This window comes from Dolomitihabitans soli (assembly GCF_022213955.1).
Lineage (GTDB): Bacteria > Actinomycetota > Actinomycetes > Streptosporangiales > Streptosporangiaceae > Streptosporangium_A > Streptosporangium_A soli.
This window is the reverse complement of the sequence record NZ_JAKNTW010000031.1, coordinates 72,716-86,058: the sequence shown is the minus strand read 5'-3', so window position 1 is coordinate 86,058 and position 13,343 is coordinate 72,716. Positions and strand designations below refer to the sequence as shown.

11 protein-coding genes are annotated in these 13,343 nt (G+C 67.9%); 6 read left to right on the top strand and 5 right to left on the bottom strand.

What is annotated here, in order from left to right:
• Positions 1–158: 158 nt before the first annotated feature.
• Positions 159–611 (bottom strand): Lrp/AsnC family transcriptional regulator, encoded by a 453-nt coding sequence (locus MBA17_RS39385; protein ID WP_455432941.1) that lies wholly within the window; start codon positions 609–611, stop codon positions 159–161.
• 62 nt (positions 612–673) lie between these two features.
• Here MBA17_RS39385 and MBA17_RS39380 point away from each other — a divergent pair, with 62 nt between their 5' ends.
• From MBA17_RS39380 to MBA17_RS39370, 3 genes are all read left to right on the top strand, one after another.
• The gene (locus tag MBA17_RS39380; RefSeq protein ID WP_238502809.1) at positions 674–1,501 is read left to right on the top strand and encodes an AzlC family ABC transporter permease; all 828 of its coding nucleotides are present in this window, start codon (positions 674–676) and stop codon (positions 1,499–1,501) included.
• Positions 1,502–1,510: 9 nt separating this feature from the next.
• Positions 1,511–1,840: a branched-chain amino acid transporter permease gene (locus tag MBA17_RS39375; RefSeq protein ID WP_238502807.1), complete on the top strand. Its 330-nt coding sequence runs from the start codon at positions 1,511–1,513 to the stop codon at positions 1,838–1,840.
• Positions 1,841–1,966: 126 nt separating this feature from the next.
• Positions 1,967–2,593 (top strand): TetR/AcrR family transcriptional regulator, encoded by a 627-nt coding sequence (locus MBA17_RS39370; protein WP_238502805.1) that lies wholly within the window; start codon positions 1,967–1,969, stop codon positions 2,591–2,593.
• Between the two features lie 45 nt (positions 2,594–2,638).
• Here MBA17_RS39370 and MBA17_RS39365 read toward each other — a convergent pair whose 3' ends face one another.
• The 3 genes from MBA17_RS39365 to MBA17_RS39355 form a co-directional block, all read right to left on the bottom strand.
• Positions 2,639–3,787 carry an FAD-dependent monooxygenase gene (locus tag MBA17_RS39365; RefSeq protein ID WP_238502803.1) on the bottom strand — a complete coding sequence of 383 codons (1,149 nt, stop codon included), beginning with the start codon at positions 3,785–3,787 and terminating at the stop codon, positions 2,639–2,641.
• A 214-nt stretch (positions 3,788–4,001) separates the two neighbouring features.
• Positions 4,002–4,607, bottom strand: coding sequence for a TetR/AcrR family transcriptional regulator (locus MBA17_RS39360; RefSeq protein ID WP_238502802.1), 606 nt, complete (start codon positions 4,605–4,607; stop codon positions 4,002–4,004).
• An 8-nt stretch (positions 4,608–4,615) separates the two neighbouring features.
• Entirely contained in the window at positions 4,616–5,461 is an 846-nt protein-coding gene (locus tag MBA17_RS39355; RefSeq protein ID WP_238502801.1) for an alpha/beta fold hydrolase, read from the bottom strand.
• A gap of 624 nt (positions 5,462–6,085) precedes the next feature.
• On the opposite strand from MBA17_RS39355, the gene MBA17_RS39350 reads away from it, so the two are divergent.
• On the top strand, positions 6,086–7,663 hold the full coding sequence (locus MBA17_RS39350; protein ID WP_238502800.1) for a PQQ-dependent sugar dehydrogenase: 1,578 nt from the start codon (positions 6,086–6,088) through the stop codon (positions 7,661–7,663).
• 302 nt (positions 7,664–7,965) lie between these two features.
• Here the strand turns inward: MBA17_RS39350 and MBA17_RS39345 are convergent, their stop codons facing one another.
• Positions 7,966–10,362 (bottom strand): right-handed parallel beta-helix repeat-containing protein, encoded by a 2,397-nt coding sequence (locus tag MBA17_RS39345; RefSeq protein WP_238502799.1) that lies wholly within the window; start codon positions 10,360–10,362, stop codon positions 7,966–7,968.
• Positions 10,363–10,894: 532 nt separating this feature from the next.
• Between MBA17_RS39345 and MBA17_RS39340 the strand changes: the two genes are divergently transcribed.
• Positions 10,895–12,793 (top strand): cellulase family glycosylhydrolase, encoded by a 1,899-nt coding sequence (locus MBA17_RS39340; RefSeq protein WP_238502798.1) that lies wholly within the window; start codon positions 10,895–10,897, stop codon positions 12,791–12,793.
• Positions 12,794–13,037: 244 nt separating this feature from the next.
• Positions 13,038–13,271, top strand: a complete 234-nt coding sequence (locus MBA17_RS39335; protein ID WP_238502797.1) for a hypothetical protein — start codon at positions 13,038–13,040, stop codon at positions 13,269–13,271.
• The last annotated feature ends 72 nt before the right edge of the window (positions 13,272–13,343 follow it).

Sequence of the window (13,343 nt, the reverse complement as noted above, 5' to 3'; positions counted from 1 at the left end):
GATGACGCGTGATCGTCTTCGGAGAGCGGGGGCTGACGTACGTTTCCGTCTCGTCCCAGGTGCGGTCGCCGCCGAGCTCATGAGGCGACCGCCGCGGATGAGCTGTCATCACGCCCGTCAGGGAAGGCCGGTGGGAGCGGGCGCCCGGATCCGCCGGATCAGTCCTTGATACGTTTCATGGTCAGGTGGGAGTCGACCCGGGAGACCCCGGGCAGCGGCAGGATCTGCTGGGTGAGGAACTTCTCGTACGCGATCTGGTCGGCGACCGCCACGCGGATGTAGTAGTCAGGGCGCCCGAACATGCGCCGGAACTCCACGACCTCATCCAGCGCCGCGACCCGGGCTTCGAAGTCCTCGACGGTCTGCAGGTCGTTGACCGCGATCTCCGCTGAGACGACCACTTCCAGGGAGCGGCCCAGGGCCGCGGGCGAGATCTGCGCCCGGTAGCCGGCGATGACGCCGGCGTCCTCCAGGCGCTTGACCCGGCGCAGGCACGGCGGCGGCGTCAGTCCCACGCGGCGGGCCAACTCCACGTTCGACAGACGTCCGTCCTGAGCCAGATGAAACAATATTTCACGATCGACGCGATCAAGGGCTATAGAATTACTCACGAGCCTCGCTCCTGACAATATTTGAAACCATATTATGCGACATTCGCACTAAAATTGCTTCAATGAGTAGAAAGCAAGGCAGGGGCGTGTCGCGGGACTTCGCCGCGGCCGCAAACGACACCGCCTCCGTGGGGCTGAGCCTGTTCCCCTTGGGGATCAGCTTCGGTGTTCTGGTCGTGCACACCGGCCTGGCCTGGTGGTGGGCACCGGTGTTCACCGCCGTGATCTACGCCGGATCGCTGGAATTCCTGCTGCTGGGCCTGGCCGCCGCCGTGACACCGCTGGGACAGATCGCGGTGACGGCGCTACTGGTCAACCTCCGGCACGTCTTCTACGCCCTGTCCTTCCCCCTGGATCAGGTACGGCCGCTGGGCCGCGTCTACGCCACCTTCGCCCTCACCGACGAGGCCTACGCCCTGACCACCGGCGGACGCGCCCGCTCCTGGAGCAGCGCCCGCATCCTGTGGATGCAGGTGCTGTGCCAGGGCTACTGGGTCAGTGGGGCCACCGTCGGCGCACTCGCCGGCTCGCTGATCCCGTTCACCCTGCGCGGGCTGGACTTCGCGCTGACCGCCCTGTTCGTGGTCCTGACGATCGACGCCTGGCGCGCCCGGCGGGACCTGCCCGCCCCTCTGCTGGCCGTGGCCAGCTTCGCCCTGGCCGCGCTCCTGGCTCCCGGGCAGGTGCTGCCGATCGCGATGGCCGTGTTCACCGCGAGCCTGCTGACCCGCTACGCCCTGCGCCACCGCACCGCCGCGCCCGTCCCCGACGGCCACGGCGATCGTCCCGTGCTCACTCCGGCCACACGGGCCGCAACACCGACCCCACGGGCCGCACGGGTCACACCGACCGCACCGACCGCACCGACCGCACCGACCCAGGAAAGATAGAACCCCACCATGTCCAGCCCGCTCTATCTGGCCGCCGCCGTGGCCGTCAGCGCCGTCATCACCTGGGGCTTGCGCGCCCTGCCCTTCGTCGTGTCGACTCCGCTGCGCCGCTCTGCCGTCCTGCAGTACCTCGCCGGGCAGATGCCCGTCGGCATCATGCTGATCCTCACCCTGTACACCCTGCGCGACGTCCGCCTCACGGCCTTGCCCGCCGTCGCACCCACGGCCCTGGCCCTGGCGGCCGCGATCGGGCTGCACCTGAAAACCCGCAACGCCGTCGTCAGCGTCCTGGGCGCGACCGCCCTCCATGTGGCGCTGTCGACCTTCTGGCCGAGCTGAGGACCTCCGCGACCGGCCGGCATCTGCTCCCTCGCCGTTGGTGCGCACATGCCTCCAGAACAGCGGGGCCACGCCGGGCGAGGCACTACGATCGTCCTAGTACAGATAGTTCTATATCATGGTCGCGTGCCGCCCACCAATCCGGCCCGTCGCCGAGCCTTGACCGATACCGCCATAGATCTGCTGGCGACCTCTGGCGTACACGGCTTGACCCACCGTGCGGTCGAGAACGCCGCCGGGCTCCCGCAGGGAACAGCCTCGAACTACTTCCGCAGCCGGGAGGCGCTGCTGGTGGCCGCCGCGCAGCGCATCGTCGAGCTGCACCATGCCGACATGGACCAGGCCGACATGGACCAGGCCGATCAGCACCAGCAGAGCACCGCGGCGCGTACGGCGAGCGTCCCGGCGGACATCATCGGACACGTCGTCGACCTTCTGACCGAATCATTGTTCGAAGCGGCGACCACTCTCCGAAACCGCTACCTCGCGATCTTCGAACTCCAGCTGGAAGCGGTACGACGGCCGGCGCTGGCCTCGGCGCTGGCCGGCTTGCGGGATGCTTCGACGCTACTCACCGCCGATTACCACACCCAGCGCGGTCTCCCCATCCCCGCCGAGAAGATCCCCATCCTGATCACTCTGTACGGTGGTGCGCTGTTCGTCCTGATATCCACACCGCCCCAGCACATCAGCGAAGATGCCGTCCGAAGCATCGCCGATGCCATCGTGCGGGGCGCGCTGTCCGGTGCCTGACCGTCGCCGACGATGAGATCGCCACACCAGATCAGGCATGCCAGATCAGGCATGCCAGAGCGCGGCGAGCCGCCGAGTGGCGAGCCGGGACGGTATCGCCCGCAGCAGCGCGTCACGCAGCCACGCGGTCGCGCCCGTCTGCGAGGTAAGCCACGATTGCCGGGACGCCGCCTGCATGATGCGGTTGGCACGGGGCCGACGCTCCGCGTCGTAGCGGTGAAAGCACCGGACGACATCCGCAGGCTCGGCGTCGGTCAGGTGCCGGGTCACCGCGGCGGCGTCCTCGAAGGCCTGGCTGGAGCCCTGGCCCAGGTCGGGGGTCATGGCGTGCGCGGCGTCGCCGAGGAGCGCGATCCTTCCGGCCGCGAACGAAGGCAGCGGTTCGGCCAGGCGGGCGATCGGGTCGACGTAGATGTCGGCGAGCGGGGTGGCCTCGATCAACGTCGTGACGAGGGGGTGCCAGTCGGCCATCAGGGACAGCATCTGCCGGCGCGCCTCATCCGCCCCGGGCGGCGGGCCGTGGAGTGCGGAGTCGGTGAACCAGTACAGGTGGTTCCCGCCGACGGGGAACAGGCCGAACATCGCCCCGCTGCGGCGGTCGACCAACTGGCTGGCCAGCAGGTCTGCCGGATCCAGGCCGGGAGGATTGGGCAGCATGCCGCGCAGGTCCACCCGGCCGGTCCGCCGCAGCCCGGGGTGCCGGGGGAAGAGCTGCCCGCGCAGCCTGCTGCCGATGCCGTCGGCCGCGATCACGGCGTCGGCCCTCGCGACGGGGGTGCCGTCGCTGATCACGGTGACCCCGGTGGGGTCGGGTTCCAAGCGCTCGACCGGTGTCGCGGTGCGCACCAGTTCGACCGGCAGCGGGGCGCGCAGCGCCCGGTGCAGTTCCGCCCGGTCGATGATGGCCAGCGCCCCGACCTCCCGCTGAGCCTGGGCCGCGTCGGTTACCAGCAGCGCCCGTCCGCGCCAGTCCCGCAATCCCGCGCTGGCGGCGGACATGACGTAGCCGCGAAAGCCTTCGGCCAGGCCCAGCCCGTCCAGTGCCCGGATCCCGTTGGGCATGACCGCGATCCCGGTGCCCGCCTCCCGAAGCTCGGCGCCCCTTTCGAAGAGCGTCACCTCGTGACCCAGGCGATGGAGTCCTACCGCGGCCGCCACTCCCCCGAGCCCGGCACCGACTACTGCGACCCTCATAGGACTCCTCACCAATTCACTACGATCGTACTAATACGGCTATTGGTATAGCACGGCCGTTTACCGCCCCCGATTTCGGCCCGTCGCCGAGCCTTGAGATCGTGCGCTTGCCGGAACCCCCTCCATCCAGTTCAAGCGGTATGCGAGGACTCGTGGACGACGCCGCCGAGCGACATCCGGAGGCTTTGCCCGGAAGACGCCGTCCAGCTCTGGGTCACGGGGTGGCGAGGGCGAGGAGGGCGTTGGCGAGTAGGTGCGTCTGACGCTCGCAGACTGCCTCGTCACGAGTTTCGGCGCGTTCGAGTACGAGGCCGTCCATGCGGTGGATGAGGAAGCGGGCCAGGTCGGATACGGGGACGGCGGGGTGGAGGTCGTCGGCCCGGGCGGCGGCGGAGAGGGCGTCCTCGATGAGATCGCCGCCGAGTGGAGCATTCACCGTGGCCCACACGTCACCGCCGGGCACCACGTTCTCCCGGTTGCGGATCACCCACAGGGTCAGCTCCAGGAGCGCCAGGTGCAGGCCGGGGGCGTCGCGGATCCACTGCCAGTAGGCGGCGACGACGGCCCGGACCGTCGCCTCGAATCCGGCGCCGGGTGACAACCGGGCGAAGGCGACGTGCATGGTGGAGCGGGCCTGGGCCACGATGAGAAGGATCAGCTCATTCTTGTCGCGGAAGCAGTAGTGGATGGTCGCGCGCGGCGTGCCGGCCCGTTCGGCGATGCGGCGGGTGGTGGCGCGGGCGAGTCCCTCCTCCGCGATCACCTCGATGGCGGCGTCGATGATGGCGCGTCGCCGCTCGCCGACCGGCAGGTACGTCATGGCGCCGGTCAGCCGGTGATGAAGGAGCGCAGCAGGGAGAAGAACCGCTCGCCCTCGGTGTCGGGGATGAAGTGGCCGGAGCGTTCGAACACCTCCAGGTGCGCCCCGGGCAGGCCGTCCACGATCTCCTGCGCCGTGGACAGCGGCGTGATGGGGTCGCGGGTACCGGCCGCGACGAGCGCCGGGCACCGGATGGACGCCAGGCGCGCGGTCAGATCGAACCGGGCGGTGGACATGAAGCTCATGGTGAGCCCGGGGTTCGGGATGATGCGGGCCATGGCCTGGATGTCGGATTCCGCCGGGAAGTCCGGGTCGGGGCTGTACGCGGGGGCGCAGAGCTGTCCGAAGGCGGCGAACGTCTCCGGGGTTCCCTCCGTGAGGAACGCCTTGGCGGCCGTGGCGGCCTCCTCACCGGCCTCGGCGCGGAAGCCTTCGACGATCCGGTCCAGGTCCCAGCGGGCGACGGTGCTCTGCAGGATCAGCTTGGCCGGGTGGTCGGGGTGGCGTGAGGCGTAGCTCATGGCCACGGCCCCGCCCCAGGACCAGCCCAGGACGATCGGCTTGACGATGCCGAGAGTGTCGCAGAGAGCGCGCACGTCGTCGCCCCACTGGTCGAGGTTCCAGGTGTCCGGGTCGGAGTTCTGGCTGCGGCCGTTGCCGCGCTGGTCGACGTAGACGATCTGGACCAGGTCGGCGAGCTGACCGTAGGCGGGCTTGAAGATCGAGTGGTCGTGGCCGGGGCCGCCGTGCAGCAGCAGGAGGGTCGGCTTCTCGCGCATCGCACCGCCGTCGGGCTCCAGGGCGGCGCCTTCGACGTCCACGTACAGCGAGGTGCCGTTCACCTGAACACGCATGGGGGTCCTCCAGTCAATTGGGCGCTTGGCCAACTTTCTTGATCAGTCTGGCCGCGCCCGGCGGAGGACACCATGAAGGACGCCCCCTGGACGATGGTGGGGGGAGCCCCACCACCGTCCGGGGGCGGTCAGGCGCGGTGGAGCTGGAAGACGAGGCCCATGTCGGCGTCCTCGTTCGGCGGCAGGCCGGGCCTTACGCTCTCGGTTCCGGGGCGATGACCGTGCCGGATGTGGCGCGAGGTTCGCGGCTTGGCGCCAACCCCTCCACGCCTGCCCAGCCTGCGGTCAGCCGGGTCCATGACGATGTACGTTTCATTGGGCCGGTGGCGGGCCTCGCCGAAGGGCTTACGTATCGCCCCTGGTCAGAGGGGAAGAAAATGGCCGCAACGGCCTGGGGTCGCCGCTCAGGACGGAAGTCGCGGTCGCGGCCTGGTTGTGACGGCGGGCAAGCGGATACCGTCCGGTCGGGCACGTCAGAGCACGGACCTGCCTGGTCGGCGTCGTACTCCGCTCGCTTCGGGGCGGGATGTGACCGGGCCGGGCGTGTCGCGAGCCCGGACGCGCTCCGGTCCCGGGGAACCGCTGTCCTCCGGACCCCGACGAAGCCCCGCCTCTGGAGCCCGAATGCCAGGAAGACGCTGGACCGCCCCCGCGTTGCTCACCTTGTCCCTGTCACTGCTCGCCCCGCTGACCGCCCTCACCCCACCGGCCGCCGCGACGACACCCTCATCCGTCGCGGCCGCGTCTTCGTCCGTCGCGGACAGCGGCGCGGGGCGACAGGATGCCTCCAGGGTGCCGCTGGAAGAGATCAACGCGACCACCACCCAGGTCGCCTTCGGATTGCGCCGCCCCACCGCCATCGCCGCACCCGACGACGGGACAGACCGGCTGTTCATCATCGAGAAGCGCGGCACCGTACGGGTCTACCACCCGGACACCGGTCTCGCGCCGACCCCGATCATCGACATCACGGCGTCAGTGGACGAATCCGGCAACGAGCGGGGCCTGCTCGGCATCGCCCTCGCGCCCGACTTCGCCCAGAGCCAGGACCTGTACCTGGCGTACACCGCGCTGCCGGACGGCGCGGTGACCCTGGCCCGATACAGGCTGGACAGCGCGAGCCTCGAGCCGCTGCTCTCCCAGGAGCACGCCGAGTACAACAACCACAACGGCGGCCAGCTCGCCTTCGGCACCGACGGCTACCTGTACATGAGCATCGGCGATGGCGGCGGCTCCGGAGACCCCCTCGACACCGGGCAGCGCCTCGACACCCTACTGGGCAAGATCCTGCGCGTCGACGTGAACCGAAGCTGCGGAAACCTGGCCTACTGCGTTCCCAGGAACAACCCGTTCGTCGGCGTCGCGGGCGCCCGCGAGGAGATCTGGATGTACGGCGGGCGCAACCCCTGGCGCTTCTCCATCGACCACGCGGACGGCTCGATGTGGATCGGCGACGTCGGCCAGGGCAGGTGGGAGGAGATCAACCACATCAAGACCGGACAGCAGGCGGGCGCCAACCTCGGCTGGTCCTGCTACGAGGGTCTGGAGGTGTTCGACCAGACCCAGTGCCGGTCCGGCGCCGTGTACACCAAACCGGTCTTCACCTACTCCCCGTACACCGGCGGCTGCGCGGTCATCGGCGGCGAGGTGTACCGCGGCGAGGAGTTCGCCGACCTGGTCGGGGGCACCTACATCGCCACCGACTACTGCTCCTCCACCGTGTGGGCGCTGCGCGAGGACGGCGGAGGCGGTTACCTCCGGGCCGAGATCGGCGAAATGCCCACGCAGGTCACCGCGTTCGGCAGCACCCCGGAGGGCGAGTTCTACGTCGTCAACGACCTTCCCGGCGGACTGCACCGCGTGTCGTTCGAGCGGGCCGCGCCGACCTGCCGGATCAAGCACATCACGCAGACCTGGGGCACCGGCATGACCGTCGACCTCACCATCACCAACACCGGCACCACACCGATCAACGGCTGGACGCTGACCTTCTCCATGTCCCGGGGCCAGACCATCATTTCGGACTGGAACACCGACCTCACCCAGGGCGGTGACATCGTCACCGCGGTCAACGCCGCGTACAACGGCTCCATCGCCCCTGGCCGCAGCGTCACCATGGGCTACCTGGCCAACCACACGGGTGACGCGTCCCTGCCGACCCGGTTCTCCCTCAACGGAGACACCTGTGCCGCCGGCAGCTGACCGGCACCCCACCGGGCGGGGCGGCGCAACTCGGCGGCAAGGTCCTTGACGGCAGGCGCGCGCTGCCCGCACCCGGCACCCGCGCCGCGAGAACAAGATGCTCCGTGAGAAGCAGGACGGGAGGCCCGGGGGAATCACACCCCCGGGCTCCCGCAGATCCGTGCATAACGGTCTCCCGTTACCCGGCTCCCACCGTCCGGCCGCAGTCGGGTGAATCGCACCTCCCGGCGCCTTCTCCATCAACTTGACCGTCCGCGGTCGGGCTGCCACCCCGCACCCCGATCAACAGGGCCGAGCGGTGATCAGGGTCGCGTGTCCGAACCGCGCGGTCCGATTCCCTCCAGGGTGAATTTCGCGTTCCATTCCTCGACCCACTTCCGGCCGAAGCCGTCGGCCGAGTTCAGCGGGGTGGTCTTCGCGTCGAACTTTCCCGTGGCGGGATCGAAGGCGAAGTCGGCGGCGGCGCTCTTCTTGACGTTGTGGGAGTCGAAGCCGGGGTTGAACGTCTTGACGCTCAGCCCGTCGGCGTCGTCGGTGTAGGCGAAGTCACCCGAGGCGATGCTCACCGAACGCGTCAGCACGTTGTGGGACGGCACGTACAAGGAGTCGGGGTCGTTCCACACGTACGACTCCGTGCATTCCGTGGTTCCGATCGAGGTGCAGATCTCACCCTTCGAGTCGGCCGGGAGGTACCAGTCCCGGATGTTCGGATACTGCTTCCCGTAGCGCTGGTACCACTTCTCGACGTTCTTCCGGGTGTTGGTGAAGCCGGTGCCGTCGCCCACTTTCAACATGTCGTTGAAGCGCTCGACCACGACCTTCGAGTTGGCCACCGGCAATCGCCGGCCTTCCTCGTGGTACAGCTTGTCGTGCCCGATGTAGGTCACGTCCTTGAACACGTTGTCCGTCGCGACGTTGCTGTGCCCCGACTGGTAGAACAGACCGTGCTGGGCGTTGTCGATGAAATTGTGGTGGATCACCATGCCCGACACCCCGTCGTCCATGTAGACGGCCTGGTTGCCGTCCTCTCCGACGTCCTTGAAGAGGTTGTACGAGATCACGTTGTTCAGATACGTGTAGTCGCGGCCCGCGTAGATCACGCCCTGGTCGGAGGCGTAGGTCACGAGGTTCTCGAATCTGTTGTGGCTGATCTCCATGTCGTTGCCCATGATCTGGACGGCCATGTGGGGCGCGTCATGGACGTAGTTGTACCTGAAGGTGTTGCCGACCCCGTACATGTAGCCCGCCGGGGTGTAGGTGGCGAGCTTCGAGAAGTCGTAGATCTCGTTGTGCTCGACCACATGGTCGCCGCGCTCCAGCGAGTCGCGGTCGCCGCCGGCCGCGAAGACTCCGCCGCCGCCCAGGTCGTGCAGCCTGCTGTTGATCACCTTGTTACGGTGGCCGCCCCTGCTCGTGCGGTATTCGGCGATCGCGGTGATCGCGTCGTTCGCCTCGCCGATCGCGATCGCGTCCATGCTGACGTTGAGGATCTCCACGCCGTCGACGGTGCACGACTCAGCGTCGAGCAGTCGCACACCGGTGCCCGTGGTCCCGTTCAGCTTGAGTCCTTTGAGGGTCACTCCCCTGACGTTCTCCAGTTCGAAGAAGGGCGCGTCGAAGGACGTGAGGCTGATCTCCTTTCCTGCGACCGTCCCGCCGGGCGGGTAGTAATAGAGGGTGTTGTTGCCCTGCCAGCGGTCGATGTAGTACTCCCCCTCGGCGTCCAGCTCGCTCAGCACGTTCTGGGCCACGAACGACGTCCACTTGTCCGTGGCGATGTACATCGTGGGATAACGGGTGCTCAGGTCGAGCTGGTCCTTGCCGATGGAGTCGATGCGCACGCGATCGTTGGCGTAGTTGTTGCCGAAGTAGCCGGCCAGCCAGCCGTCGGTCTCGTACGCCGTGTTGTCGATGTCCTCCTCCGGCGTGCCGACGGGCTTGGACCAGGTGGTGTAGCGGTCCGCGACGGCGGGGGCGACGACGGTGTAGACGGGGCCGGGCAACTTGAGCATGTCTTCATAGGGCAGGGTGGTGCCGTCGGCGGTCTTGTCCGAGAAGTAGTCGCGGGCACCCTTGGGAGCCTCCTTGACGCCGAGGGCGGCGCGGTCCAGCTTCTCCTGGCCGTTCGGATACTGCGCCAGCGTCTGGGCCGCGTCGTCGGTGATCAACTCGGGTGCGAACGGCTGCGGTTTCCAGTTGAACCCGTTCTTGTTGAGCTGCCCGGCGGGGATGCCTTCGGCCCCCAGATCGTAGACGTGGACGTCGGCGTACGCCGAGGCGGGGACGCGGGACCTCGACGACCATTTCGCCTCCCCCTCGGGAACTTCGCTCAGCTTGCGGAACCTGTCCGGCGCGAGCGTGGTGACCCCGGCGAACTCGACCTGCTCGCCCGGGTACGCGGCGTAGGTGACATACGAGTTCTCCTTGCCGCTGAGCGCGATCGTCTCAGACGTCTGGTAAACGCCTTCCCGGATGTAGACGGTGCCCGGATCGCGCTCGCTGGTCCGGCCTGCCAGCATGTCGCGGGCCTGTTCGACCGTCGCCAACGGGTCCGTCCGCGTGCCGGTGGCGCCGGCCTTGCCGTCCGGTGACACGTACACGATGTTCTTCCGGGGCGTGGCACCCGCTGCCGTCGGCGCCCCGGTGGCGGCCATTGCCAGCACCGCCGCCATCAGGACGCCCAGCACTCTTCTCGGCATACTCCCGCATCCCTCGTCAATCGATTGAACGGTAGAAACACGACAGATCACAACACGAATTGCGGTGAACCGTAAAGAGTGTTGATGCCACGAGAAGAAGTCCGCGGCATACGGGAGAGATGCGAACTCCTCCTGGCGGAAGGTCACGACACCGAGTCGCAGCACCTGCCCACGGAACTGGTCACGACAGCCGCGGTTTAGTAACGGTTCCTAACCTACGAGCGGGCACCGTCATGCCCTAGGTGCCAGAGCCACGCCCTGCCGCACTAAACCGAAACTACGTCGACCTGGGGGCATGCCTCATCTTCGGACGCTTCTCGATTTTGGGTCTTGCAGACCCGTGCCGGCCCACCTACGCTCCGCGTTAAGTTAGGAAACTATCCTAACGATTGACTAGCCGGGCGGAAGGCGTTTACCGCGCGGTTTCTCGCTCACATCCCCCATGTCAGGAGCGTCAATGCTACCTGTGGTGCACGAACCACCTCCTGTGCCCAACCGTCCTGGACGTCGCCGCTTGCTCGTGGCGGCCGGCGTGACTGCACTCACGCTGGCCGTGCAGCCGGTAAGCGCTGCAGCCAGCCATGCCGGGACCGTTCAGGCCGAGACCGTCACAACGGCCGCCACCGACAATGTCGGCGTCACCGGCTACGAGGTCTACCGAGGCGGAACCCGAATCGCCACCGCGACCGGGACCAGCCACACCGACACCGGCCTGAACGCCTCCTACACCGTCCGCGCCATCGACGCCGCCGGCACACCCACCACCGCCCGTTCCGCAGCTGACGACGGTGCCCAGGAGGATCAGCTCGTCTCCAGAGGGAAGCCGGCCACCGCTTCCTCTGTCGAGGGGCCGGGTTTTGAGGCCGCTTTGGCGGTGGACGGGAACACCAGCAGCCGCTGGGCCTCGGCCGAGGGCAGCGATCCGCAGTGGATCCAGATCGACCTGGGCGCCACGCACACGATCTCGCGTGTGCGGCTGAACTGGGAGGTCGCCTACGGGCAGGCCTACCGCATCGAGGTGTCCACCAACGGCACGAGCTGGACCCCTATCCACACCACCACCACAGCCGACGGTGACATCGACGACCTCACCGTCACCGGCACCGGCCGCCACATCCGCATGTACGGCACCGCCCGCGGCACCGACTACGGCTACTCCCTTCACGAGCTCGACGTCTACGGCCACCCCAACAACGGCGAAGACGACACCACCCCACCCTCCACGCCGGCCAACCTGCGCGCCACCGGCACCACCGCCAGCAGCATCTCACTGGCCTGGAACACCGCCACCGACAATGTCGGCGTCACCGGCTACGAGGTCTACCGAGGCGGAACCCGAATCGCCACCGCGACCGGGACCAGCCACACCGACACCGGCCTGAACGCCGACACCTCCTACACCTACACCGTCCGCGCCATCGACGCCGCCGGCAACCGCTCACCCGCCAGCACACCCACCACCGCCCGCACCACAACCGACAGCGGCGGCAATGGCACACCCGTCGAGGCCAACGGCCAGCTGAGGGTGTGCGGGACCAAGCTCTGCAACGAGGACGGCAAGCAGATCCAGCTGCGCGGCATGAGCAGTCACGGGATCCAGTGGTACGACCAGTGCCTGAATGCCGCTTCACTCGACGCGCTGGCCGTCGACTGGAAGGCCGACGTGTTCCGGATCTCGATGTACATCCAGGAGGGTGGCTACGAGACCGACCCCCGCCGGTTCACCGATCGGGTGCATCAGCTGATCGAGATGGCAACCGCGCGTGGCATGTACGCGATCGTGGACTGGCACATGCTGACTCCCGGCGACCCGACCTACAACCTGTCTCGGGCCAAGACGTTCTTCACTGAGATCGCCCAGCGGCACAACAGCAAGTCGAACGTGCTGTACGAGATCGCCAACGAGCCCAACGGCGACTCCGTCACCTGGTCGGTCATCCGGAACTACGCCAACCAGCTCGTCCCGGTGATCCGCCAGCGTGACCCTGACGCGCCGATCCTGGTCGGCACGCCTGCCTGGTCGTCGCTGGGGGTGTCGGGTCCGGGCGACCAGACCGACACCATCCGCGCCAACCCGGTCAGCGGGACGAACCTGATGTACACCTTCCATTTCTACGCCGCCTCGCACGGCACCGAATACCTGAACACGCTGTCGCGCGCGGCCGACCTGCTGCCGATGTTCGTCACCGAGTTCGGCACCCAGACTGCCTCCGGCGACGGCGGCAACAACTTCAGCCGATCCCAGCAGTACATCGACCTGATGGCACAGAAGAAGATCAGCTGGGTCAACTGGAACTACTCCGACGACTCCCGCACTGGCGCGGTCTTCGACTCGGGGACCTGCCCGAGCGGGCCGTTCGCCGGCACGAGCAGGCTCAAGGATGCCGGCGTGTGGGTCCGCGACCGGATCCGCACCGCCGACGACTTCTGATCGAGGAGTCCACCTGAGAACGCGCGAGGGTGCGTCCTGCGATGGACGCGCCCTCGCGGCCCCCCACGCGGAAACCGGGTTCCGGGTTTCCGCGTGGGGGCCGCACAGTACGACGCGCCCATAGCGCGCCGGAAAGATCGGAGTCGTTCGTGAAGCGAATTGCACGCGCGAGGATCTTCGCACTCGCGGTCGCTCTGGCGGCGTCCTTGCCGACGGCGGCGATCACCTCCAGTTCGTGGTGGCCTTGGCAGTAGTCACCGAGGTCTGGCGCATCCTCTATCACCCAGCTCGGGAAGGAGCCGTCAACAGCGTGCTCGGCTGGGTCGGCCTGGCACCCTCCCAGTTCCTCGACGGCACCGACAGTGCGCTGTGGTCAGTGATGGCCGTCGGTATCTGGCGCGGTGCACCGTACGACTTGGTGATCATCTTGGCCGGGCCGGCCGGCGTGGACCGCACGCTGTACGACGCCGATCGTTAGTTAGGAACGTTACCGGTACCGTGCGCAGATCCCGTTAGCCCCAGGGCCAGAGACGCCCGATTTCCGGGTCAC